The sequence below is a fragment of the Paraburkholderia sp. ZP32-5 genome, from assembly GCF_021390495.1.
Classification (GTDB): domain Bacteria; phylum Pseudomonadota; class Gammaproteobacteria; order Burkholderiales; family Burkholderiaceae; genus Paraburkholderia.
The window spans coordinates 1,270,953-1,290,440 of record NZ_JAJEJP010000001.1 but is presented as its reverse complement, the minus strand read 5'-3'; the positions used below and the strand labels follow the sequence as shown (position 1 = coordinate 1,290,440).

The following is a 19,488-nucleotide window of genomic DNA, read 5'->3' as shown; positions in this document are numbered from 1 at the left end:
GGCGCCGCATCGGAGCGGGTTGCGCGGGAAATATGGAATACGCGGTGGAATTCGCGATGAAACACGCGGTGTTCCAGGCGGCACGACGAACGCCACCAGCAGCAGCGGCGTAAAAAGAAAAAAGTAGAGGCGGAAGCAGATGAACTCGCATCGGATCCACGCCGTCCGGATCAACGAATCACGGTCACGCAGTCGGACAGCAGCGGCGGCGCATCCTCGCCGCTCGTCATGTCATACAGATTCGCGCGCGGCCCCTTGGTCCACCACGTATAGCTGCCGGCCTGGTATTTCGCGCCGGACGCCGAAATCGTGTTGACGAACAGCATCGACGTGCCCTTTACCGGCAGCACCGCGAAACTCTGACCGTTCCGCGCGTTCCAGTAGGTGACCTGCAGGATCTTGCCGGTCGCGCACGTGTATTTGCGCGTCTGGTGGTTGGTGCCCTCGAAATGCCTGAACTGCTGCGGCGCGGCCCATACGTCGCCGCAAGGCGCCGCGGCCAGCGTCGTCGTCACCGCTGCCGTGAGAGTTGCTATACGCCACGTCTTCATCGAACACCTCGATTGTTGCTGGGTTCAGCCACGCACGGCGCGCTGGCCGCAAGCCACTCAAGTCAGGGTTCAGACAGATCCAGCGATCATGGATCGATCGCGCCGGCGCATGCATCGGTCGGCGCGGCGGCGACGTGCCCGACGACCGGCACGATCTTCAGCCCCGCCGATGCGATCCGGCATGGCGCGGCCGCGAGACCGCAGCCGGCGAGCCCCGCGCATAGCGCGAACAGCACGCCGAGCGTGCCGAGACGGCCAGCCATGCCGCGCCAGGTCTTGCCGCGCGATTCATGCGCCATATGTTCCTCTAGTCCGGTTTTTTACTTCAGTTCTTCTACTGCGATAAGCGCGCGGCAACGAACGGCCTGTGCTTCGACATTGATCCGGATGACTTAAGCGCGAGCCAACGAAGCATCGACGCAGCGTGGCATGACGTACGTCCCGCAACGCTCGACACCGCGCCCTACTTCGATTCAAGCCCGCGTTACTTCGCCGACACCGGCCGCACCGCCGCCGCGGCCTGCTTCGCGCGCGAACGCGCGTCATCGACATTCTCGCCGGTCGCCAGCGCAACCCCCATGCGGCGCTTGACGAAGCTCTCCGGCTTGCCGAACAGCCGCAGGTCCGCATTGGGCACCGCCAGCGCCGCCGCGACGCCTTCGAACGCGATACCCGCTTCGTCTCGACCGCCGTAGATCACCGCCGACGCCCCCGGCGCACGCAGCGACGTATCGACCGGCAGACCGAGAATCGCGCGCGCATGCAGTTCGAACTCCGAGAAGCGTTGCGAGCACAGCGTGACGAGCCCCGTGTCGTGCGGACGCGGGCTCACTTCCGAGAACCACACGTCGTCGCCGCGCACGAACAGTTCGACACCAAAGAGGCCGCGGCCGCCGAGCGCCGCCGTCACCTTGTGCGCGATGTCGCGCGAGCGTTCGAGCGCAAGCGGGCTCATCGGCTGCGGCTGCCACGATTCGACGTAATCGCCCGCCACCTGCACGTGGCCGATCGGATCGCAGAAGTACGTGCTGACCGCGCCGCTCGCCGGATCGATCGCGCGCACGGTCAGCTGCGTGATTTCGTATTCGAAGTCGATAAAGCCCTCGACGATCACGCGGCCGTGATTCACGCGGCCGCCCGCCAGCGCGTACTGCCATGCGGGTTCGACATCGGCGTCGCTGCGCAACACCGACTGCCCCTTGCCCGACGACGACATCACCGGCTTGACGACGCACGGATAGCCGACCTTCGCGATGCCGGCGCGCAGTTCGTCGAGCGAATCGGCGAACGCGTACGGCGAGGTCGCGAGGCCGAGTTCTTCGGCGGCGAGGCGGCGGATGCCTTCGCGGTTCATCGTCAGTTGGGTCGCGCGCGCGGTCGGGATCACTTCGGCGAGCGCTTCGGCTTCGATCGCGGCGAGTTCGTCGGTGGCGATCGCCTCGATTTCGGGGACGATCAGATGCGGGCGCTCCTGTTCGACCAGCGCACGCAGCGCCGCGCGGTCGGTCATGTCGATCACGTGCGCGCGATGCGCGACCTGGTGACCGGGCGCGTTCGGGTAACGGTCGACGGCGATCACTTCGACGCCCAGCCGTTGCAGCGCGATGATCACTTCCTTGCCGAGCTCGCCGGCGCCGAGCAGCATCACGCGCGTCGCGGATTCAGAAAGGGGGGTGCCGATCCGTTGGCCGATCTGCATGGGGTCTCCAGATAAAAAGTCGGGGATGAGAGTGGGATTGGATAGGACGCGATGTTAACATGCGGGCCCCTCGCCGCGCGGCGGTTGGCAAGCCGGATACGGCCGCCGAGGGACTCGCCGCGCAGCGGTGTGAGCACTCGCCGCCACGCACGCGACGTGCGCACCGCCGCGCGTTCCGCCGCGCGTTCCGCCGCGCGTTCCGCCGCGCGTTCCGCCGTTTAACGATTCGGCCGTTGCACGTGGTCTTTCGCCATCGCGCGCCGTCCGTCGCACCGCGCGCGCATGGGGTCGGTTTACATCCGGAACACGCATGCGCTCCATATGTAAACACACCCTAGTACGTTACCCTTACGCCTTCGCCAGTTTGAAGAGGATCGACGCCATGCTCAACCGCTCCACCCCGCGACGTCTTGCGCGCTTTGCTCCGTGTCTGCGCACGGCTGTCGCCACGTTGAGCGTCGCCGCGCTGCTCGGCGCGTGCGCGATCCCGAAGCACACCGATGCGTCCGCGCCGCCGCCCGATCCGTTCAACCCCGCCGCCGCGCAATTGCTCGACGACACCGACTGGGTGCTGAGTTCGTGGAAACAGGCCGACGGCACCGCGCGCACGGTGCCGGCGAAGGATCAGGGGCCACTGACGCTCGCGTTGTCCACCGAAGGCGGCCGGCGTCATGCGAGCGGCTTTTCCGGCTGTAACCATTTCACGGGTTCTTACATGCTGAAGGACGGCAAGCTCAGTTTCGGTCCGCTGGCCGGCACGCGCATGGCGTGCAACTCGCCGGGCGGCCAGATCGAAGCACCGTTTCTCGACGCGCTCGCGCACATCGATCGCACCGGTGTGCAGATGCGCCCGCCGCAGCAGATGCAGTTGATCCTGGAAAACGGCGACACGCTCGTGTTCGACCGCGCCGACAGATGACACGCATCGGGGTCGCGCGTTCGGGTTGCGCCCGCGACGCGTGGATTAAACTCGACGGGTTGCGCTTTCGCGCGTCCGTCATTCGCAGATGTCTGGTATGCACACGGTAGTGTTGGGCTGGTTCGGCGGGTCGGCCGTCTGGTTTATTCCTCTTTTGTGGCGCCTCGTGAAGTCGGTGCTGCCGGGCGGCGCAGGTTTGCGCGGACCCGGCACGATCCGTCTGTGGCTTGGCTTCGTCTGCGTGCTGCTCGCGAGCTGCACGCTGGAGGCGTCGCTGATCGACATCGCGGGCGTCAATGGCTTCGGTCACGCGCTCGCCGCGGGGCTCGGCCATCTGCTCGGCCATATCGGCACGCCGCTCGCGGCGCTCGCGCTGCTGCTCGTCAGCCTTCCCTGGCTCATCGATTTTCGCTGGAGCGACTTCGCCGCGTGGGCGGATGGCGCATTCGGCCTCGGTCTGTCGCGCGGGCTCGCGAAGCGCGACGAGGAAGCGCGCCGTCATCGCAGCGCCGACGAAGGTCTGCCGTCGCACGCTTCGCCGGCCACCAATACGATGGCGCCGAAAAACAGCAGGGGCCGTTACGCGCGGCCGACGGTCTGGCGCCCGCCCGCGAACGGACGTGCGGCGGCAACGGGCGCGGCTGGTGCGACAGCCGCGAGAGACGCGTCGGCGCGCGGCACCGCCACGGGCTGGCGCGCGGACACGGGAACCGGCGCGGCTCGCGGGGCAGCGAAGCCGGCGGAGCCGGTGTTGCGTACGGGATCGATCGCATCGTCGCGAACCGCGCCTTCGATGCAGACGACTGGCATCGACAAGACCGCGGACAGGGCCGCCAACCACCCGGCAAACAACACGAACCCGCCGTTCGTGCCGACCGAGCCGGTCGCGCCGGCCGGCTGGCTACGCGTTAGCGAGCCGCGCGCGGCTACGCCGTCGAGCGGAGTGGCGGGTGCGGCGGGAGCCGCGCCTCGCGACGGTGCATCGTCGCAGACGGGCCGTCGCTCGATCGGCGAACAGCGGCCGGCCGGTACCTTCGGCTCCAGCGCCGCGCTAGCGGCAACGGCGGCCACTGCAGCGGGAGTATCGGCCAGAGCTGCTCAGGCGATGACAGCGCGATCCGCGTCGGGCGCGGGCGTCGGCGCGACGGCGGGGTCGATCAATAGCGCGGCGCGCGGCAATCGGACATCGCCGCTGCAACGTCCGGCGGATCCTGCCGCGCCGTTCAGTCGTGGCATGCCGCCACGTCAATCGTTCCCGGCCGCCACGCGTGCGAATGGCGCGAGTGGCATTACGCCGTCGTCTGCGATACGCCGGCTCACGCCTGAGTCCACGCAACCGCTCGGCGGCGCGCCGAAAGTCGCGCCGCCCGAAAGCGTGCAGGACACGCTGCGCAGCATCGCGGAAAACGCCGCGCGCTGGACCGATATGGCCGGCGTGAGTCTCGCGCGTAGTCGTGGTTTGGATGAGGCGAAGATCGGTGAAGTCACGAGTGCGAACGCGCCGTCTGGCGCGGCGCAGCCGGGCAGCGGCGCGCAGCGTCTCGATGATGCCGGGACGGTTTCGGCGGACCACGCGCAGTTGCCTTCGCGGCAAGGTGTTGAACAGGCCGCACAGCCTGAGCAGTTGCGAGATGACGCCGTGCCGGTCGACCTGACTGGTGCGCAGCCGACCGCTGCCGTCGATGCAGTTGGCGGAAGCAGCGATGAGTCCGTTGCGCAGTGGCCGACTGAGCCGCCGGTGATTCATGCAGCGTCGGTGGCTGCGCCTCAAAGTGCGGATGCCGCGGGATCGGCGGCTGAAGCGCGTGAAGATTCGGTTGGCTCATTAGAGGCCACTGCGGCCGCGCCGGCTACGTTTGCGGCTGCCGGACCTGGGCCTGCGGCGGAAGTTGAGCTCGCCATGACGTCAGTGGTTGCCGCCGCGCATGTTGGGTCGACGCTCGTAGAGGCGGCGTCTTCGCCGTTTCAGCGTTTCGCGGCGAGCCTGGAAGATGACGCCTCGCAGTTCGAAAGCGAAGCTGCGGAATCGGCGACTCAGGCCGGCAGCCACGCGCCGATCGGCGATACAGTCACAACGACAGTCGTCGAAGCCGCCGGACATTCGGCCGCCGAGCAAACGACAAGCACATCTGCCAACACGCCTAGCCAGACTTCGCCGCACGAGCAATCCGCTCCGGCGGTCCGGCCGGTCGACGCCGTCGCTGCGGCGCCAGCGCAGCCGCTAGCGCCGGTCGCCGAGATCGTCATCGATAAAGGGCTCGTGGCTTGGGATAGCAAGCTCGGTGCTGGCGCGACGCAACCGGCGGTGTCCGCGCCGCAGGTCTCGCAGTCGCGCACGCCTATGCCGCCCTCGTCGAGCACGGCGGCGACGTCTATCGCGAGCGAATCCGCGCCCTCGCCAGAGCAAACGGCGGTTCACTCGTCCGCGGCGCCTACCGCGACAGAACACGCAAACGCATCGGCGTCGTCGGCCGAAACCGGTGCACCTACTGTCGCCGCGCCGATTCCGGTGCAAAGCGTCGCGTCCAACGTCGTGCGCTTTCCGGGCTTCGCCGCGCCGGTGATCAACATCGAAACGCCTGCTGAGCGGAATGAGCACGGGATCGCGGGCACGTCGCCCGCCGGGCTATCGGCCGCACCTGTACCGGCACCGGCATCGCCGACACCCGAGCCTGCGCACGCAACACATGCGCCGGCGCCGTCATCGTTAACCGCGCCTTGGCTCGAATCAACCGCATCGACGTCGCCGCAACCGGCGCCGACAGAGACCGCGCTGGCACCCGCCACGCCGCTCGCACCGCCCCCACTCGCGACAACGACAGCGCCCCACCCTGCCGTTGACACCACAACCGAGCAGCCCGCACCGATAGCACCCGGCGCGCCTACCCCACTCGCGGCAGCGGCAACGCCATCGCAAGCAACCGAACCGCTGGCGCCGCCTTCCGCTGAGCCGTCCACCGAGTCACCCTCCGCAGAGCCCTCCACCCAGCGCCCTGCCCTGCGCGGCCACGCACCGGTCAACGGCTTCGAGTTCCACGCCCCGGCCGCATCGATGGTCGAACTGCCGACGCTCGATCTGCTCGCCCCCGCGGACACTCACGTCGAGCCGATCTCGGACGAAAAGCTCCGCGAAACCGCGCAGTTGATCGAGCAGCGCCTGCAGGAATTCAAGGTGCCCGTGACCGTGGTCGGCGCATCGGCGGGTCCGGTGATCACGCGCTTCGAGGTCGAACCGGCGCTCGGCGTGCGCGGCAGTCAGATCGTCGGATTGATGAAAGATCTGTCGCGCGGCCTCGGCCTCACGTCGATCCGCGTCGTCGAGACGATTCCCGGCAAGACCTGCATGGGCCTCGAACTGCCGAACGCGAAGCGTCAGACGATCCGGCTCTCCGAAATCCTCGAAGCGAGCGTCTACCAGAATTCGCCTTCGCAACTGACGCTCGCGATGGGCAAGGACATCACCGGCCATCCGGTCGTCGCCGATCTCGCGAAAGCGCCGCATATGCTGGTCGCCGGTACGACCGGTTCGGGCAAGTCGGTCGCGATCAACGCGATGATCTGCTCGTTGCTGTTCAAGGCGACGCCCGAGGAAGTGCGGCTGATCATGATCGATCCGAAGATGCTGGAGCTGTCGGTCTACGAAGGCATTCCGCATCTGCTCGCACCGGTCGTCACCGATATGAAGCTCGCGGCCAACGCGCTGAACTGGTGCGTCGGCGAAATGGAGAAGCGCTACCGGCTGATGTCGGCGGTCGGCGTGCGCAATCTCGCGGGCTTCAACCAGAAGATCCGCGATACCGAGGCGAAGGGCAAGAAGCTCGGCAACCCGTTCTCGTTGACGCCCGACGCGCCGGAGCCGCTCGCGCCGCTGCCGCTGATCGTCGTCGTGATCGACGAACTCGCCGATCTGATGATGGTGGCCGGCAAGAAGATCGAAGAGCTGATCGCGCGGCTCGCGCAGAAAGCGCGCGCGGCCGGCATCCACCTGATTCTGGCGACGCAGCGGCCATCCGTCGACGTGATCACCGGCCTGATCAAGGCCAATATTCCGACGCGCGTTGCGTTCCAGGTGTCGTCGAAAATCGACTCGCGCACGATCCTCGACCAGATGGGCGCCGAATCGCTGCTCGGCCAGGGCGACATGCTGTTCCTGCCGCCCGGCACCGGCTATCCGCAACGCGTGCACGGCGCGTTCGTCGCCGACGACGAAGTGCATGCGATCGTCGAGTATCTGAAGCAGTTCGGCGAGCCGCAGTACGAGGAAGGCATTCTCGACGGCCCGGCCACCGACGGCGGCGCGGCGCAGGACCTGTTCGGCGACGCGCCGGATGCGGAAGCCGATCCGCTGTACGACGAAGCGGTCGCGTTCGTCGTGCGTACGCGGCGCGCGTCGATCTCGTCGGTGCAGCGGCAGTTGCGCATCGGCTATAACCGCGCGGCGCGTCTGGTCGAGCAGATGGAAACGGCCGGGCTCGTGTCGGCGATGAGTATCAACGGCAGCCGCGAAGTGCTGGCACCTGGGCCGGCGGAATAGCGCCTCGGTAAAGCGACGCGCGATTGATGGACTAATCGACAACCCGCGCCGCTGCATAAAAAAACGGACCGCCTCACCACGTGAGCGGTCCGTTTTTCGTTGCAGCATTGCCTCATTGCATCACCGCGCGCGCGTATGTCTCCAACGCTAAAGCGCGCTCTCGATCACGACGGCGACACCAGCTTGAAATCGACCGGCGAGCCCAGTTCGAAATGCTGCTTCGGCGTCGGGTCGAGCAGGCCGGTGCGCTGATCGCGCTTGAACACGTACACGGTGTCGCTCAACTGATTGCCGACGATCAGCCAGTTGCCGGTCGGATCGATCGTGAATTCGCGCGGCGACTTGCCGAGGCTCGACTGACGGCCGATCTGCTTCAGATGTCCATTGGCCGGGTCGACGGCGAAGATCACGATCTCGTTCGCGTCGCCGCGATTGGATGCGTACACGAAGCGGCCGTCCGGCGACAGATGAATCGCCGCGGCGCCCACCTGCCCCTTGAAGCCCGGTGCGGACAGCGGCAAGGTCTGCACGAGTTTCAACCTGCCGTCGTGATAATCGAACGTGCTGACCGTCGCGGCAAGTTCGCTCGTCAGATACGCATGCTTGCCGTCGGCGCCGAAGATCAGATGACGCGGTCCCGTGCCGGCCTTCTGCTGCGTGTAGCCCCAGTCGGTTGCGACGAACGGGCCCGAGCCGGGGGCCGTGCCGCTCTGCACGGTGTAGCGGTACGCGTACAGCTTGTCGGCGCCGAGGTCCTGCGTGAACAGATAGTGGCCGTCAGGAGAAAACACCGTCGAATGGACGTGCGAGTTGTCCTGTCTGCCCTTCACCGGACCGCCGCCCTCGTGATGCACGGTCTGCACCGAGGTGCCGACCTGGCCATCGGCCTGCAGGGGAAACACCGCGAAGCTGCCGCCCGGGTCGGGCGCGACCGAATAGTTCGCGGTCAACAGATATTTGCCGTCCGGCGAGATGCTCAGATAGCACGGATCGTTACCGTCGGACGACACCTTGTTCAGAAACGTCAGTTGTCCGCGCGCGGCATCGAAGCCGAACGCGCTGATGTCACCGCGCTGCGTGGCCGGACCGTTGTCGCCGGGCAGCTCGTTGACCGAATAGACGAACCGGCGATCGCGGCTCACCACGAGGAACGACGGGTTGACCGTGCGGGCCACCGACACCTGGGTCGCGGCACCGGTCTTCGTGTCGAAGCGATATACGTAGATGCCCTCGCTTTTGCCGCCGGTGTAAGTGCCGACCAGCATCGTATAGACACCGTCCGCGGGGACCGGGCCAGAATCTTGCGAGTACGCGGGCGAAGCAGCGATCGAAACCATGAGCATGAAACCTCTTATTATCGAACCGGCTGCACGCAGCGGGACGCGCCGGGTTGCACGGGCTGACGCGCGTGGCGAAGCGGACTGTGAGGCCGGTTGTGAAGCGGCTTGTGAAGCAGGAGCGAAAGTCGAAAGCTGGCGCACGGCGACACGCGCAACGGCACGGCAACTACGAAGCATGAGACCTCCTCGACATCGGTTGTCTGGTGCAAGCGGTTGTAAGGGTGTCTGGTCTGCCGCGCAGTAAGCCGACTGTTATACGTTGTTGTAAGTCGAAGCCAGTATAAAAGCGTTACGCCGGATCCTGCAGCGTATCTGTCCGGTGCATCGTCGAAGGTAGGGCTGACAGCGAGCGGTCCGCGCCGACGGTCATTGCCCCGCGCGCCGGGGCGTTTTTTAATCACATATCACGCGTGTTACGCGTCTCACCTACGGAGTCTTCATGAACGTCACACTCAGCCTGGGCCCGCTCGTTTCGCTGATCGCCGGCATCCTGATCCTGATCATGCCGCGCCTGCTGAACTACATCGTCGCGCTCTATCTGATCATCATCGGCATCATCGGGATCTTCGGCGTGGGGTCGTCGCATCTGTAAGCGATACGCGGCGCAAGGCCGGGCGCGTGTCTTGCGTCCGGTGGCGGCGTGTTTGCGCGACGTGAAGCCCGCGACGACGCGAGCGCGCGACGGCAACGTCGCGATGCGGTGGGCGGGTTGAACCGCATGCGGCTATGAACGAGCGGCGGATGAACGAACACGCAGCGTCGCTACGCGATGTACTCGCCAGCGACGCCGTTCGTGTTCATGAGCCTCGCGCGAGCCGCAAGCAAACGCATCTACCACGCCGCGCGAATGAACTTACGCGGCGCAGCAAAGCCGTACGGGAAAGCGCTTGATCAACGCGAGATGAAACCCGCTGCGAGAAAGTCGGACGAACGCGCGACGAGAAGCGTCAGAAAGCTTCGCGCACCCGCTCAACCATTCGCGAGTTGTTCGAGCCGCAGGCGTCCCTGCAACGACAGTGCGCCGACGGCATAATGGCCCGAATCTTCCTGGTAGCGCCGGAAGCAGGCGCGCTCGGTCAGAAAGGCAGCGGCGGCCAGTAAGCCGTTGCGGCTCAGGCCGAGCCGGTCGTGATCGAGTGGCAGCATTGAATCGCCAGCGAGTTCGCTGGCGGCCGAGAGAATCGTGATGCAATCGGATTTCGAAGGGTTCAGCATAGCTTTCGTCCTCGGAAACGGCGTCTGCATACGCCATGAGCAAGGCCGATTCGCAGCCCGGCGCGCACCGGACATCGGCATGAAGTCTAATTGTAAGCACGGATTTGACAGTTTACCAACCCGCGTTTTGCCTCACTATGCGACGCATCGAACTCAGTTTATGAAGGTCCGCAAGGCCCGGTAACAACACCCGCTTCAAGGCAAGGCAGCCTCGGCTGTCAGTCATAACGACACGTTTTCCGACAAGCTTTCCCATGCCCGCACTTATTGAAGACTACGCACTCATCGGCGACGGCCATACGGCCGCGCTCGTCTCCCGAGAAGGTTCCGTCGACTGGCTCTGCTGGCCGCGCTTCGACTCCGGTGCCTGCTTCGCCGCGTTGCTCGGCACGCCCGAGAATGGCCGCTGGCAGATCGCGCCCGCCGCGCTGACCGAAACAGATCAACCCGATGCGCAGGATGCGCCGTCCGTCACGATCAAGCGCCGTTATCGCGGCGAAACGCTGATCCTTGAAACCGATTTCGAAACGCCCGAAGGCGCTGTCACGCTGATCGACTTCATGCCGCCCGGCAACGGCTGGTCGGAGATGGTGCGTATCGTCGTCGGCAGGCGCGGCACCGTGCGTATGAAGATGGAGTTGGTGCTGCGCTTCGACTACGGCTTTTCGATTCCGTGGGTCGACAAGCTGAAGAACGACAGCGGCATCAAGGCGATCGTCGGCCCCGATAATGCGGTGCTGCGCACGCCGGTCGAGCTGCGCGGCGAGGACATGAAGACCTTCGCCGAATTCACCGTCAGCGAAGGCGAGCGCGTGCCCTTTTCGCTCGCGTATGCGCAATCGCATCTGCGCATTCCGCCGGCGCGCGATCCGCATACCGCGCTCGCGCGCACCGAGAATCACTGGCTCGAATGGTCGGCGCGCGGCACCGTGGAAGGCCGCTGGGCCGAGCCGATCCGCCGCTCGCTGATTACGCTGCGGGCGCTCGCCTACGAGCCGACCGGCGGCATCGTCGCGGCGCCCACCACGTCGCTGCCCGAGCAGCTCGGCGGCACCCGCAACTGGGACTACCGCTACTGCTGGCTGCGCGATGCCACGATCACGCTGCTCGCGATGATGCGCGGCGGCTACTACGACGAAGCGCGCGCGTGGCGCAGCTGGCTCGGCCGCGTGATGGCGGGCGCGCCGGATCAGTTGCAGATCATGTATGGGATCGCCGGCGAGCGGCGCCTGCCCGAATCCGAAGTCGACTGGCTGCCCGGCTACCAGGGCGCGAAGCCGGTGCGCATCGGCAACAACGCGGTCGGGCAGCGGCAGCTCGACGTCTACGGCGAAGTGATGAACGCGCTGCATCTCGCGCGCGTCGGCGGCTTGCAGGCGGACGAAACCGCGTGGAGCGTGCAGTGCGCGATGCTCAAGCACCTCGAGACGATCTGGCGCGAGCCCGACGAAGGCATCTGGGAAACGCGCGGCGGCCGCCAGCACTTCACGTTCTCGAAGGTGATGGCATGGGTCGCGTTCGATCGCGCGATCCGCTCGGCCGAAATGTTCAAGCTCGACGGCCCGCTCGACGAATGGCGCGCGACGCGCGACACGATCCACGCCGACGTCTGCGAGAAAGCGTGGAATCCGGAGCTCAACGCATTCGCGCAGTACTACGGCAGCGACCAGCTCGACGCGAGCGTGCTGCTGCTGCCGCTGGTCGCGTTCCTGCCGCCGAAAGATCCGCGTATCAAGGGCACCGTCGAGGCGATCGAAAAAAACCTGATGCACGGCGGCTTCGTGATGCGCTACCGCACCACCGAATACGACGACGGCCTGCCGCCCGGCGAGGGCACTTTCCTCGCCTGTTCGTTCTGGATGGTCGACAACCTCGCGCTGCAGGGTCGCATGAGCGAGGCGATCGAGATGTACGAGCGGCTGCTCGGGCTGTGCAACGACGTCGGCCTGCTGTCCGAGGAATACGAGCCGGTCGCGAAACGGCTCGTCGGTAATTTTCCGCAGGCGTTCTCGCACGTGGCGCTCGTGCACACCGGGCTCAACCTGATGAAACACGAGCAGGAAATGGCGCAGGCGACCGGGCAGCCTCCACATAACGGCAGCCGGAAGACGGAGCTTGAGGGGCAGGCAAGCCCTGATAGCGGCGCAGCAGCATCGTCAGTAGCATGATCCGATGACAGTTTGCGTACCGTGAACACAACAAATTGTTGCGTTGCACAAGATTGCGTTGTTCGATATCATCGATCCGACTGTCGGCCAACAACAATGTGCCTACAACCAAAACGGCCTGCCGCGACGCCTCCCGCGTTTTTGCGAAGTCCAATGGGAACCGCCTAAAACGGAGCACCTATGCTCTATCAATTGCATGAATTCCAGCGGGCGATGCTGAGCCCACTCACCGCCTGGGCTCAGGCCGCATCGAAGTCGTTTGCGAATCCCGCTAGTCCATTAGCCTATATACCGGGCGCCACGCGTCTCTCCGCCGGTTACGAATTGCTTTACCGGCTCGGCAAGGATTACGAGAAACCTGAGTTCAATATTCACCAGATCGTCAAGGACGGTCACAACATCCCGATCGTCGAGCAGACCTTCATCGAGAAGCCGTTCTGCCGTCTGACTCGCTTCAAGCGCTTCGCCGACGATAGCGACGCTGTTACCCAATTGAAAGACGAACCGGTCGTGCTGGTCTGCGCGCCGTTGTCGGGACACCACGCCACGCTGCTGCGCGACACCGTGCGCACGTTGCTGCAAGACCACAAGGTCTACATCACCGACTGGATCGACGCCCGCATGGTGCCGTTCGAGGCTGGCGAATTCCATCTGGACGACTACGTCGCGTATATCCAGGAATTCATCCGCCACATCGGCGCGAAGAATCTGCACGTGATCTCCGTGTGCCAGCCGACCGTGCCGGTGCTCGCGGCCATTTCGCTGATGGCGAGCCGCGGCGAGGACACGCCGCGCACGATGACAATGATGGGTGGCCCGATCGACGCCCGCAAAAGCCCGACGTCGGTCAACTCGCTCGCCACGCAGCACTCGTACGAGTGGTTCGAGAACAACGTGATCTTCACGGTGCCGCCGAATTATCCGGGCGTGGGCCGCAAGGTTTATCCGGGCTTCCTGCAGCACACCGGCTTCGTCGCGATGAACCCGGGCCGTCACGCGGCATCGCACTGGGATTACTACCAGAGCCTGCTGCGCGGCGACGAAGACGACGCCGAAGCGCATCGCCGCTTCTACGACGAATACAACGCGGTGCTCGACATGGACGCCGACTATTACCTCGACACGATCCGCGTCGTGTTCCAGGAATTCAGTCTGGCCGAAGGTACATGGGACGTCGCCGGCGAGCGGGTGCGGCCGCAGGACATCAAGCACACGGCGCTGTTCACGATCGAGGGCGAACTCGACGATATCTCGGGCGACGGTCAGACTTACGCCGCGCACGATCTGTGCAGTGGCATCCCGGCGAAGGACAAGCAGCACTTCACCGCGGAAAAATGCGGCCACTACGGCATTTTCTCGGGACGCCGCTGGCGCACGATCATTTATCCGCAATTGCGCGACTTTATTCTCGAGCACAACAAGCCGGAGAAAACGACCCGGGTGGCGAAGGAAAACGTCGAAGCCTGAGCGCTGAAAAGCACTCAGTAGGAGCTATAAAAAAGCCAACGGCCTCTTCGGAGGCCGTTGGCTTTTGGTCGAGTCGTTCTGGTTGTGTCTTCACACAGTGATGCTGATTCGCTTTCCACGCTGTTCTTTCAGAAAGTCGAACAGCATAAATCCGCCACACGACGTGCGCGCAAGCATGTCGCGCACCACGCCGCTATTTCTCCGCTACTTTCTCAGCAAATACGCGAGCAGCAACTCGGTATTCATCTGGATCACTTCGCTGCGCTCGGCGGGGCTGCTGAAATCGCGGCCGAGTGTCGCCTCGATCGTGTAGCGGTTCGACACGATGTAATAGCCCATGCCCGACAGCGTCACGTAAAAGCGCAGCGGATCGACATTCGCGCGAAACAGTCCGGCGCGCTGGCCGCGCTCGAGAATGCCGCCGAGCGTCGCAACGATCGGCGAAATCATTTCGCGGATTCGCGTCGACTTCGCCATATAGCGTGCTTCGTGCAGGTTCTCGTTATTGACGAGCCGCAGCAGCTCGGGATGGTCGCGGTAGTAGTCCCAAACGAAATGCGCAAGACGCGTAACGGCCTCGACCGGCGCCACGCCATTCAGTTCGAGCGTACGTTCCGCTTCATTGAGTGCGCTGAACGCGTGCTCGAGTACCGCGGTGAAGAGCTGCTCCTTGCTACCGAAGTAGTAATAGAGCATACGTTCATTGGTTTCTGCCCGGCGGGCGATCTGGTCGACGCGCGCGCCGAACAGCCCACCATTAGCAAACTCTTCGGCAGCCGCAAGCAGAATGCGGCGCCGCGTGCCTTCAGGATCTCTTTTGATTTTCGGCTGATTCATGGTGGCATCGTCTTCGTGAGCCGCGTTATCCGGATCGCGCCGCCGGCCTCTCCTCGAGCCTCATATTGGCGGCGTTGAACGGGCGCGTCGTTATTGGGAAACACACCCTTTTCTGCGGTCTTTCGAAAAAAGCGCTTCGATTATGGCACATGGATTGCGAATGGCAATCGGGGAAATCGGCGATAATGTGCTATTTAGTTCAGGCCGTGCGACCGCCCGGCAAACCCCACGCCGTAACCGTGACAGACGTCAAAATACTCGCGGATCGCATCGAAGATCTGCTGCCCCAAACGCAATGCACGAAGTGCGGTTACCCCGCATGCCGTCCCTATGCCGAAGCCGTCGCGAACGGCGAAGCCAGCTACAACCAGTGCCCGCCCGGTGGCGTCGAGGGCATCGCGCGCCTCGCCGCGCTGCTCGGCAAACCGGTCATCCCGCTCAATTCCGCCAATGGCATCGAACGTCCGCGTCCGTTGGCGGTTATCGACGAACAGTTGTGCATCGGTTGCACGCTGTGCATGCAGGCTTGCCCCGTCGACGCGATAGTTGGCGCACCGAAACAGATGCACACGGTCATCGCCGAGCTGTGCACCGGCTGCGATCTGTGTGTGCCACCCTGCCCGGTCGACTGCATCGCCATGCCGGCTGTCACTGGTGATGCGACCGGCTGGGCCGCATGGAGCCAACCTCAAGCCGATGCGGCGCGCGTACGCCATGACCGGCGCGGCGCACGTCTCGCGCGCGAGCGCGACGCGGCCGAAGCGCGTGCTGCAGCGCGGCGAGCTGCTGGTGCGACGCCGCACAACGAAGCGGCCTCGGCATCCGCTGCGGCGACTCCTGCTGCCCCAGTGTCGGACGACGCCGATGCGAAGAAACGCGCAATCATTCAGGCCGCGCTCGAACGCGCTCGCAAGAAAAAGGATGAAATGGCCGCCAAGGGACAAGGTCCGTTGAATACCGACAACGTCAGCGCCGACGTGCAGGCGCAAATCGACGTCGCTGAAGCGCGCCGGCGCCGTCTCGGTCTCGGCCCCGGTAGCAACGCCAGTGGCAACGCAGATGACGCGAGCGACCCGCCGTCCAGTCCGCGAACCCCGCGCTAGTTCGGTACAGTTGAGCACCGCATCTAGCCGACATCCGCCAACTCGATCGCGCGCCGCGCGCACTTCACTCACCGACACACTCCGTATGAACGCGAACAAACGCCGCGCCATCTACGAAACGCTTCAGAGCCTGAATCCGCACCCGACCACCGAGCTCGAATACACGACGCCGTTCGAGCTGCTGATCGCCGTGCTGCTTTCGGCGCAGGCGACCGACGTGTCGGTCAACAAGGCGATGCGCAAGATGTTCCCGGTCGCAAACACGCCGCGGAAGATCCTCGATCTCGGCGAGGAAGGCGTCGCGGATTACATCAAGACGATTGGCTTGTATCGCACCAAGGCGAAGAGCGTGATCGCGACCTGCCGCATCCTGCTCGATCAGTACGGCGGCGAGGTGCCCGAGGACCGCGAGGCGCTGGAGAGCTTGCCGGGCGTCGGACGCAAAACGGCCAACGTGATCCTCAACACCGCGTTCGGCCATCCGACCATCGCGGTCGATACGCATATCTTCCGGGTGGCTAACCGTACGGGCCTCGCGCCCGGCAAGGACGTGCGCGCTGTCGAGGCGGCGCTCGAAAAATTCACGCCCGCCGAGTTCAGACAGGATGCGCACCACTGGCTGATCCTGCATGGCCGCTACGTGTGCAAGGCGCGCCGGCCCGAGTGCTGGCACTGCGTAATCGAGCCGCTGTGCGAGTTCCGGCCGAAGACGCCGCCGCCCGATCTGTGAACGAGCGAGGCGTCAGCGGCCGATGGCGTCGCGGCGTAAAATAACGGCTTGCGTACGCCTCATGTCTGCATGCCTGCTCGCGTACACCGTCACTCCCTCGCAGCACCCACGCTCCATTCCCACGCACGGTCCCACGATGTTCAATCCTAGCCGCGACGAAGTCCGTCTCTTTTTCACCGATACCTGGCGCAAGCAGCGTCAGGGCGAGATTCTGACGCCGCTCGAGGCGATCGCCGCCGACTGGATCGTCGAACATCCGGAATACCATGGCGAACTCGCCGACGCCCCCGCCGCTCAGGCGCAGGACTATTCGCCGGAACGCGGCCAGACCAACCCGTTCCTGCATCTGTCGATGCATCTGGCCATCTCCGAACAATTGTCGATCGACCAGCCTCCCGGCATTCGCGCGGCGCACGACCGGCTCGCCGCGCGCCTCGGCTCGACCCACGAAGCGCAGCACGCGATCATGGATTGCCTTGGCGAGACCATCTGGGAAGCGCAGCGCACCGGCACGCCACCTGATACGGATGCCTATTTGCAGCGCATAGAACGGCGCGCGACGCGCGACTGAGCACACTGAGCTACTGCACGCGTGTCCCGCCGCGAACGCGCAGTTAATTAGCCCGGCGCTCGATGCCGAACGCGCAAGCACCAGGCACGAAAATACCGCCCCAAAAACAAAACACCCCGCCAAGGCGGGGTGTTCTCATTTCCAGCTTCCATCGCTCGACGACGCGGCCAGCGCCGCGAAAACCGCGCGAAAACCCTTACTTCTTCTGCACGAGCGAGCCGTCCAGCGATTCGACATAGGCGCCGATGTCCTTCATGTCGCTCGGCGACAGCGTTTGCACCTGCGCCTGCATGATCGCGTTATTGCGGCCGAAATGCGGATTACCCGTGCCCATCTGGTACTGACGCAGCGCCCAGTAAATATAGTCCGAGTACTGACCGGCGAGCTTCGGATATTCCGGGCTCACCGGATTATTCAGCTTGGCGCCGTGGCAGGCCGCGCAGTTGTGGTTGTCGACGAGGACCTTGCCGTTGGCGGCGTCGGCGGCATAGGCGCCGTTCGCTGCAACCAGACCGATCAGTGCCGCCGACGCGCATGCAGCCTTGAACACCGTGTGGAGTGCCTGTTGGGGCTTAATCATGAATTCTCCTGTCCCGCAAATTTAATTGGCTGGCCGATGGGCATCGACCGATACCGACCGACGGCCGATCGACACCGATCACTTGTTGGGATTGTTTTTCGAATCGGCGGTTTGCGCGGCGTAGTACGCGGCGATGTCGGCAATGTCCTGGTCCGACAGCGACGTCGCGATCGCGCGCATGGTGTCGAAATGACGGTCGCCCTTCTTGTAGGCGTGCAGCGCGTTTTCGAGGTACGCCTGGTTCTGGCCGCCGAGCTTCGGAACGCGGAAGACCTCGGGGTAAGCGGTGCGATATTCGGGAATGCCATGACAGCCGATACACATCGCGACCTTGTCCTGGCCCGCCTTCGCGTTGCCTACGACATCCGCTGCCTGCGCACTGGCCGCATACCCCACGAGCCCCGACAGCGCTGCGATCACGACGTATTTGCCGACGAATTTATTCATAGATGTAACCTGGCTTGAGGGGAAACGGGCGCCCAGAAAGGCAGCGGTCCGCGCCGTTCTTCTTGTAGGGTAGCCACGCAGGCCAAAAAAATCGGGCTCATTGTACCGCGACGCCGCGCCGAACGTCCACCAGGCGCGGGAGCCGCTTACGGCGCGGCCGAGCCCGCCGCGGCGGCGTCCGGCACGCTTGCCCGCCAGCGCCGCCCGGATGCGTGAAACCTCCGCAGTGCCCGTAAGCCTCGCCGGTCCACAGCGGGTCGAAGCAGCACCCAGGCGGGACCGCGCCAACAGTACAACGGTATCGCATCCGGAGCCAGGGCCGAGGCTCACGACAAGCCCCACAGCCTGAGCACAGCGCGGCTGACACCATACGTGAGCCGGTTTCAGGCCAACAGGCCTTCTGACTTATACTGGGTTTTTCCCCGCCAAGAGCATCTCGCCATGCGTTTCGAAGGCTCATCGCAGTACGTCGCCACCGACGACCTCAAGCTCGCGGTCAACGCCGCGATGACGCTCAGGCGTCCGCTGCTGATCAAGGGCGAACCCGGGACCGGCAAGACCATGCTCGCCGAGGAAGTCGCCGCCGCGCTCGGCATGCCGCTGCTGCAGTGGCACATCAAATCGACCACCAAAGCCCAGCAGGGTCTGTACGAATACGACGCGGTGTCGCGTCTGCGCGATTCGCAGCTCGGCGATGAACGCGTGAAGGACATCGGCAATTACATCGTCAAGGGCGTGCTGTGGCAGGCCTTCGAGTCGGACCAGCAAACGGTGCTGCTGATCGACGAGATCGACAAGGCCGACATCGAATTCCCGAACGATCTGCTGCGCGAACTCGACCGCATGGAGTTCTACGTGTACGAGACGCGCGAGCTGGTGCGCGCGAAACATCGTCCGCTCGTGATCATCACGTCGAACAACGAGAAGGAATTGCCCGACGCGTTTTTGCGCCGGTGCTTTTTCCACTACATCAAGTTTCCGGATGCAACGACGATGCAGCAGATCGTCGACGTGCATTACCCCGGCATCAAGAAAGAACTGCTGGCCGCGGCGCTGCAGAGCTTTTTCGAACTGCGCAACGTCGCGGGCCTGAAGAAGAAACCGTCCACGTCGGAGCTGCTCGACTGGCTCAAGCTGCTGCTCGCCGAAGATATCCCGCCCGAAGCGCTGCGCTCGGCCGATCACAAGCAGATCGTGCCGCCGCTGCATGGCGCGCTGCTGAAGAACGAGCAGGACGTGAACCTGTTCGAGCGGCTGCTCTTCATGAACCGCAACAACCGTTGAGCGCGAGTCGCGCCGGCACGCTTACGTTTGCCACACCGCGCCG

At 64.6% G+C, this 19,488-nt stretch carries 17 protein-coding genes; 9 read left to right on the top strand and 8 right to left on the bottom strand.

Annotation, left to right across the window (positions count from 1 at the left end; translation table 11 throughout):
- Positions 1 to 170 precede the first annotated feature (170 nt).
- The 3 genes from L0U82_RS05470 to purT form a co-directional block, all read right to left on the bottom strand.
- The gene (locus L0U82_RS05470; protein WP_233829015.1) at positions 171 to 551 is read right to left on the bottom strand and encodes an MliC family protein; all 381 of its coding nucleotides are present in this window, start codon (positions 549 to 551) and stop codon (positions 171 to 173) included.
- Positions 552 to 637: 86 nt separating this feature from the next.
- Positions 638 to 850, bottom strand: coding sequence for a DUF6726 family protein (locus L0U82_RS05465; RefSeq protein WP_233829014.1), 213 nt, complete (start codon positions 848 to 850; stop codon positions 638 to 640).
- A 185-nt stretch (positions 851 to 1,035) separates the two neighbouring features.
- Positions 1,036 to 2,250 (bottom strand): formate-dependent phosphoribosylglycinamide formyltransferase, encoded by a 1,215-nt coding sequence (gene purT / locus L0U82_RS05460; RefSeq protein WP_233829012.1) that lies wholly within the window; start codon positions 2,248 to 2,250, stop codon positions 1,036 to 1,038.
- A gap of 382 nt (positions 2,251 to 2,632) precedes the next feature.
- On the opposite strand from purT, the gene L0U82_RS05455 reads away from it, so the two are divergent.
- On the top strand, positions 2,633 to 3,169 hold the full coding sequence (locus tag L0U82_RS05455) for an META domain-containing protein (RefSeq protein ID WP_233829011.1): 537 nt from the start codon (positions 2,633 to 2,635) through the stop codon (positions 3,167 to 3,169).
- Positions 3,170 to 3,266: 97 nt separating this feature from the next.
- Positions 3,267 to 7,703, top strand: coding sequence for a DNA translocase FtsK (locus L0U82_RS39840; RefSeq protein ID WP_233829010.1), 4,437 nt, complete (start codon positions 3,267 to 3,269; stop codon positions 7,701 to 7,703).
- A 164-nt stretch (positions 7,704 to 7,867) separates the two neighbouring features.
- Here the strand turns inward: L0U82_RS39840 and L0U82_RS05445 are convergent, their stop codons facing one another.
- The gene (locus tag L0U82_RS05445; RefSeq protein WP_442793598.1) at positions 7,868 to 9,046 is read right to left on the bottom strand and encodes a lactonase family protein; all 1,179 of its coding nucleotides are present in this window, start codon (positions 9,044 to 9,046) and stop codon (positions 7,868 to 7,870) included.
- A 436-nt stretch (positions 9,047 to 9,482) separates the two neighbouring features.
- Here L0U82_RS05445 and L0U82_RS05440 point away from each other — a divergent pair, with 436 nt between their 5' ends.
- Positions 9,483 to 9,635: a DUF3096 domain-containing protein gene (locus L0U82_RS05440; RefSeq protein ID WP_013088853.1), complete on the top strand. Its 153-nt coding sequence runs from the start codon at positions 9,483 to 9,485 to the stop codon at positions 9,633 to 9,635.
- Positions 9,636 to 10,012: 377 nt separating this feature from the next.
- Here the strand turns inward: L0U82_RS05440 and L0U82_RS05435 are convergent, their stop codons facing one another.
- Entirely contained in the window at positions 10,013 to 10,258 is a 246-nt protein-coding gene (locus L0U82_RS05435; protein WP_233829008.1) for a hypothetical protein, read from the bottom strand.
- A 254-nt stretch (positions 10,259 to 10,512) separates the two neighbouring features.
- Here L0U82_RS05435 and L0U82_RS05430 point away from each other — a divergent pair, with 254 nt between their 5' ends.
- Both L0U82_RS05430 and L0U82_RS05425 read left to right on the top strand, forming a co-directional pair.
- Positions 10,513 to 12,426 carry a glycoside hydrolase family 15 protein gene (locus L0U82_RS05430; protein WP_233829007.1) on the top strand — a complete coding sequence of 638 codons (1,914 nt, stop codon included), beginning with the start codon at positions 10,513 to 10,515 and terminating at the stop codon, positions 12,424 to 12,426.
- Positions 12,427 to 12,606: 180 nt separating this feature from the next.
- Positions 12,607 to 13,893 carry a polyhydroxyalkanoate depolymerase gene (locus L0U82_RS05425; protein WP_233829006.1) on the top strand — a complete coding sequence of 429 codons (1,287 nt, stop codon included), beginning with the start codon at positions 12,607 to 12,609 and terminating at the stop codon, positions 13,891 to 13,893.
- A 204-nt stretch (positions 13,894 to 14,097) separates the two neighbouring features.
- Here the strand turns inward: L0U82_RS05425 and L0U82_RS05420 are convergent, their stop codons facing one another.
- Positions 14,098 to 14,730 carry a TetR/AcrR family transcriptional regulator gene (locus L0U82_RS05420; RefSeq protein ID WP_233829005.1) on the bottom strand — a complete coding sequence of 211 codons (633 nt, stop codon included), beginning with the start codon at positions 14,728 to 14,730 and terminating at the stop codon, positions 14,098 to 14,100.
- A gap of 239 nt (positions 14,731 to 14,969) precedes the next feature.
- On the opposite strand from L0U82_RS05420, the gene rsxB reads away from it, so the two are divergent.
- The 3 genes from rsxB to L0U82_RS05405 all read left to right on the top strand — a co-directional run bounded on the left by rsxB (position 14,970) and on the right by L0U82_RS05405 (position 17,134).
- The gene (rsxB, locus tag L0U82_RS05415; RefSeq protein WP_233829004.1) at positions 14,970 to 15,833 is read left to right on the top strand and encodes an electron transport complex subunit RsxB; all 864 of its coding nucleotides are present in this window, start codon (positions 14,970 to 14,972) and stop codon (positions 15,831 to 15,833) included.
- Between the two features lie 85 nt (positions 15,834 to 15,918).
- The gene (gene nth, locus L0U82_RS05410; protein WP_233829003.1) at positions 15,919 to 16,563 is read left to right on the top strand and encodes an endonuclease III; all 645 of its coding nucleotides are present in this window, start codon (positions 15,919 to 15,921) and stop codon (positions 16,561 to 16,563) included.
- Positions 16,564 to 16,699: 136 nt separating this feature from the next.
- Entirely contained in the window at positions 16,700 to 17,134 is a 435-nt protein-coding gene (locus L0U82_RS05405) for a DUF1841 family protein (RefSeq protein WP_233829002.1), read from the top strand.
- A gap of 196 nt (positions 17,135 to 17,330) precedes the next feature.
- Here L0U82_RS05405 and L0U82_RS05400 read toward each other — a convergent pair whose 3' ends face one another.
- Positions 17,331 to 17,714, bottom strand: a complete 384-nt coding sequence (locus L0U82_RS05400) for a c-type cytochrome (RefSeq protein ID WP_233829001.1) — start codon at positions 17,712 to 17,714, stop codon at positions 17,331 to 17,333.
- Between the two features lie 78 nt (positions 17,715 to 17,792).
- Positions 17,793 to 18,161 carry a c-type cytochrome gene (locus tag L0U82_RS05395; protein WP_233829000.1) on the bottom strand — a complete coding sequence of 123 codons (369 nt, stop codon included), beginning with the start codon at positions 18,159 to 18,161 and terminating at the stop codon, positions 17,793 to 17,795.
- A gap of 441 nt (positions 18,162 to 18,602) precedes the next feature.
- On the opposite strand from L0U82_RS05395, the gene L0U82_RS05390 reads away from it, so the two are divergent.
- Positions 18,603 to 19,445, top strand: coding sequence for an AAA family ATPase (locus tag L0U82_RS05390; RefSeq protein WP_233828999.1), 843 nt, complete (start codon positions 18,603 to 18,605; stop codon positions 19,443 to 19,445).
- Positions 19,446 to 19,488: the final 43 nt, after the last annotated feature.

Bases quoted from the DNA above. Each gene is read 5' to 3' on its own strand.
- L0U82_RS05435 (WP_233829008.1), bottom strand. From the start codon at position 10,258: ATGCTGAACCCTTCGAAATCCGATTGCATCACGATTCTCTCGGCCGCC.
- L0U82_RS05420 (WP_233829005.1), bottom strand. From the start codon at position 14,730: ATGAATCAGCCGAAAATCAAAAGAGATCCTGAAGGCACGCGGCGCCGC.
- L0U82_RS05425 (WP_233829006.1), top strand. From the start codon at position 12,607: ATGCTCTATCAATTGCATGAATTCCAGCGGGCGATGCTGAGCCCACTC.
- L0U82_RS05400 (WP_233829001.1), bottom strand. From the start codon at position 17,714: ATGATTAAGCCCCAACAGGCACTCCACACGGTGTTCAAGGCTGCATGC.
- L0U82_RS05430 (WP_233829007.1), top strand. From the start codon at position 10,513: ATGCCCGCACTTATTGAAGACTACGCACTCATCGGCGACGGCCATACG.
- L0U82_RS05465 (WP_233829014.1), bottom strand. From the start codon at position 850: ATGGCGCATGAATCGCGCGGCAAGACCTGGCGCGGCATGGCTGGCCGT.
- L0U82_RS05390 (WP_233828999.1), top strand. From the start codon at position 18,603: ATGCGTTTCGAAGGCTCATCGCAGTACGTCGCCACCGACGACCTCAAG.
- L0U82_RS05455 (WP_233829011.1), top strand. From the start codon at position 2,633: ATGCTCAACCGCTCCACCCCGCGACGTCTTGCGCGCTTTGCTCCGTGT.
- L0U82_RS05395 (WP_233829000.1), bottom strand. From the start codon at position 18,161: ATGAATAAATTCGTCGGCAAATACGTCGTGATCGCAGCGCTGTCGGGG.
- L0U82_RS05445 (WP_442793598.1), bottom strand. From the start codon at position 9,046: ATGCTCATGGTTTCGATCGCTGCTTCGCCCGCGTACTCGCAAGATTCT.
- L0U82_RS05440 (WP_013088853.1), top strand. From the start codon at position 9,483: ATGAACGTCACACTCAGCCTGGGCCCGCTCGTTTCGCTGATCGCCGGC.
- nth (WP_233829003.1), top strand. From the start codon at position 15,919: ATGAACGCGAACAAACGCCGCGCCATCTACGAAACGCTTCAGAGCCTG.
- L0U82_RS05470 (WP_233829015.1), bottom strand. From the start codon at position 551: ATGAAGACGTGGCGTATAGCAACTCTCACGGCAGCGGTGACGACGACG.
- L0U82_RS39840 (WP_233829010.1), top strand. From the start codon at position 3,267: ATGCACACGGTAGTGTTGGGCTGGTTCGGCGGGTCGGCCGTCTGGTTT.
- purT (WP_233829012.1), bottom strand. From the start codon at position 2,250: ATGCAGATCGGCCAACGGATCGGCACCCCCCTTTCTGAATCCGCGACG.
- L0U82_RS05405 (WP_233829002.1), top strand. From the start codon at position 16,700: ATGTTCAATCCTAGCCGCGACGAAGTCCGTCTCTTTTTCACCGATACC.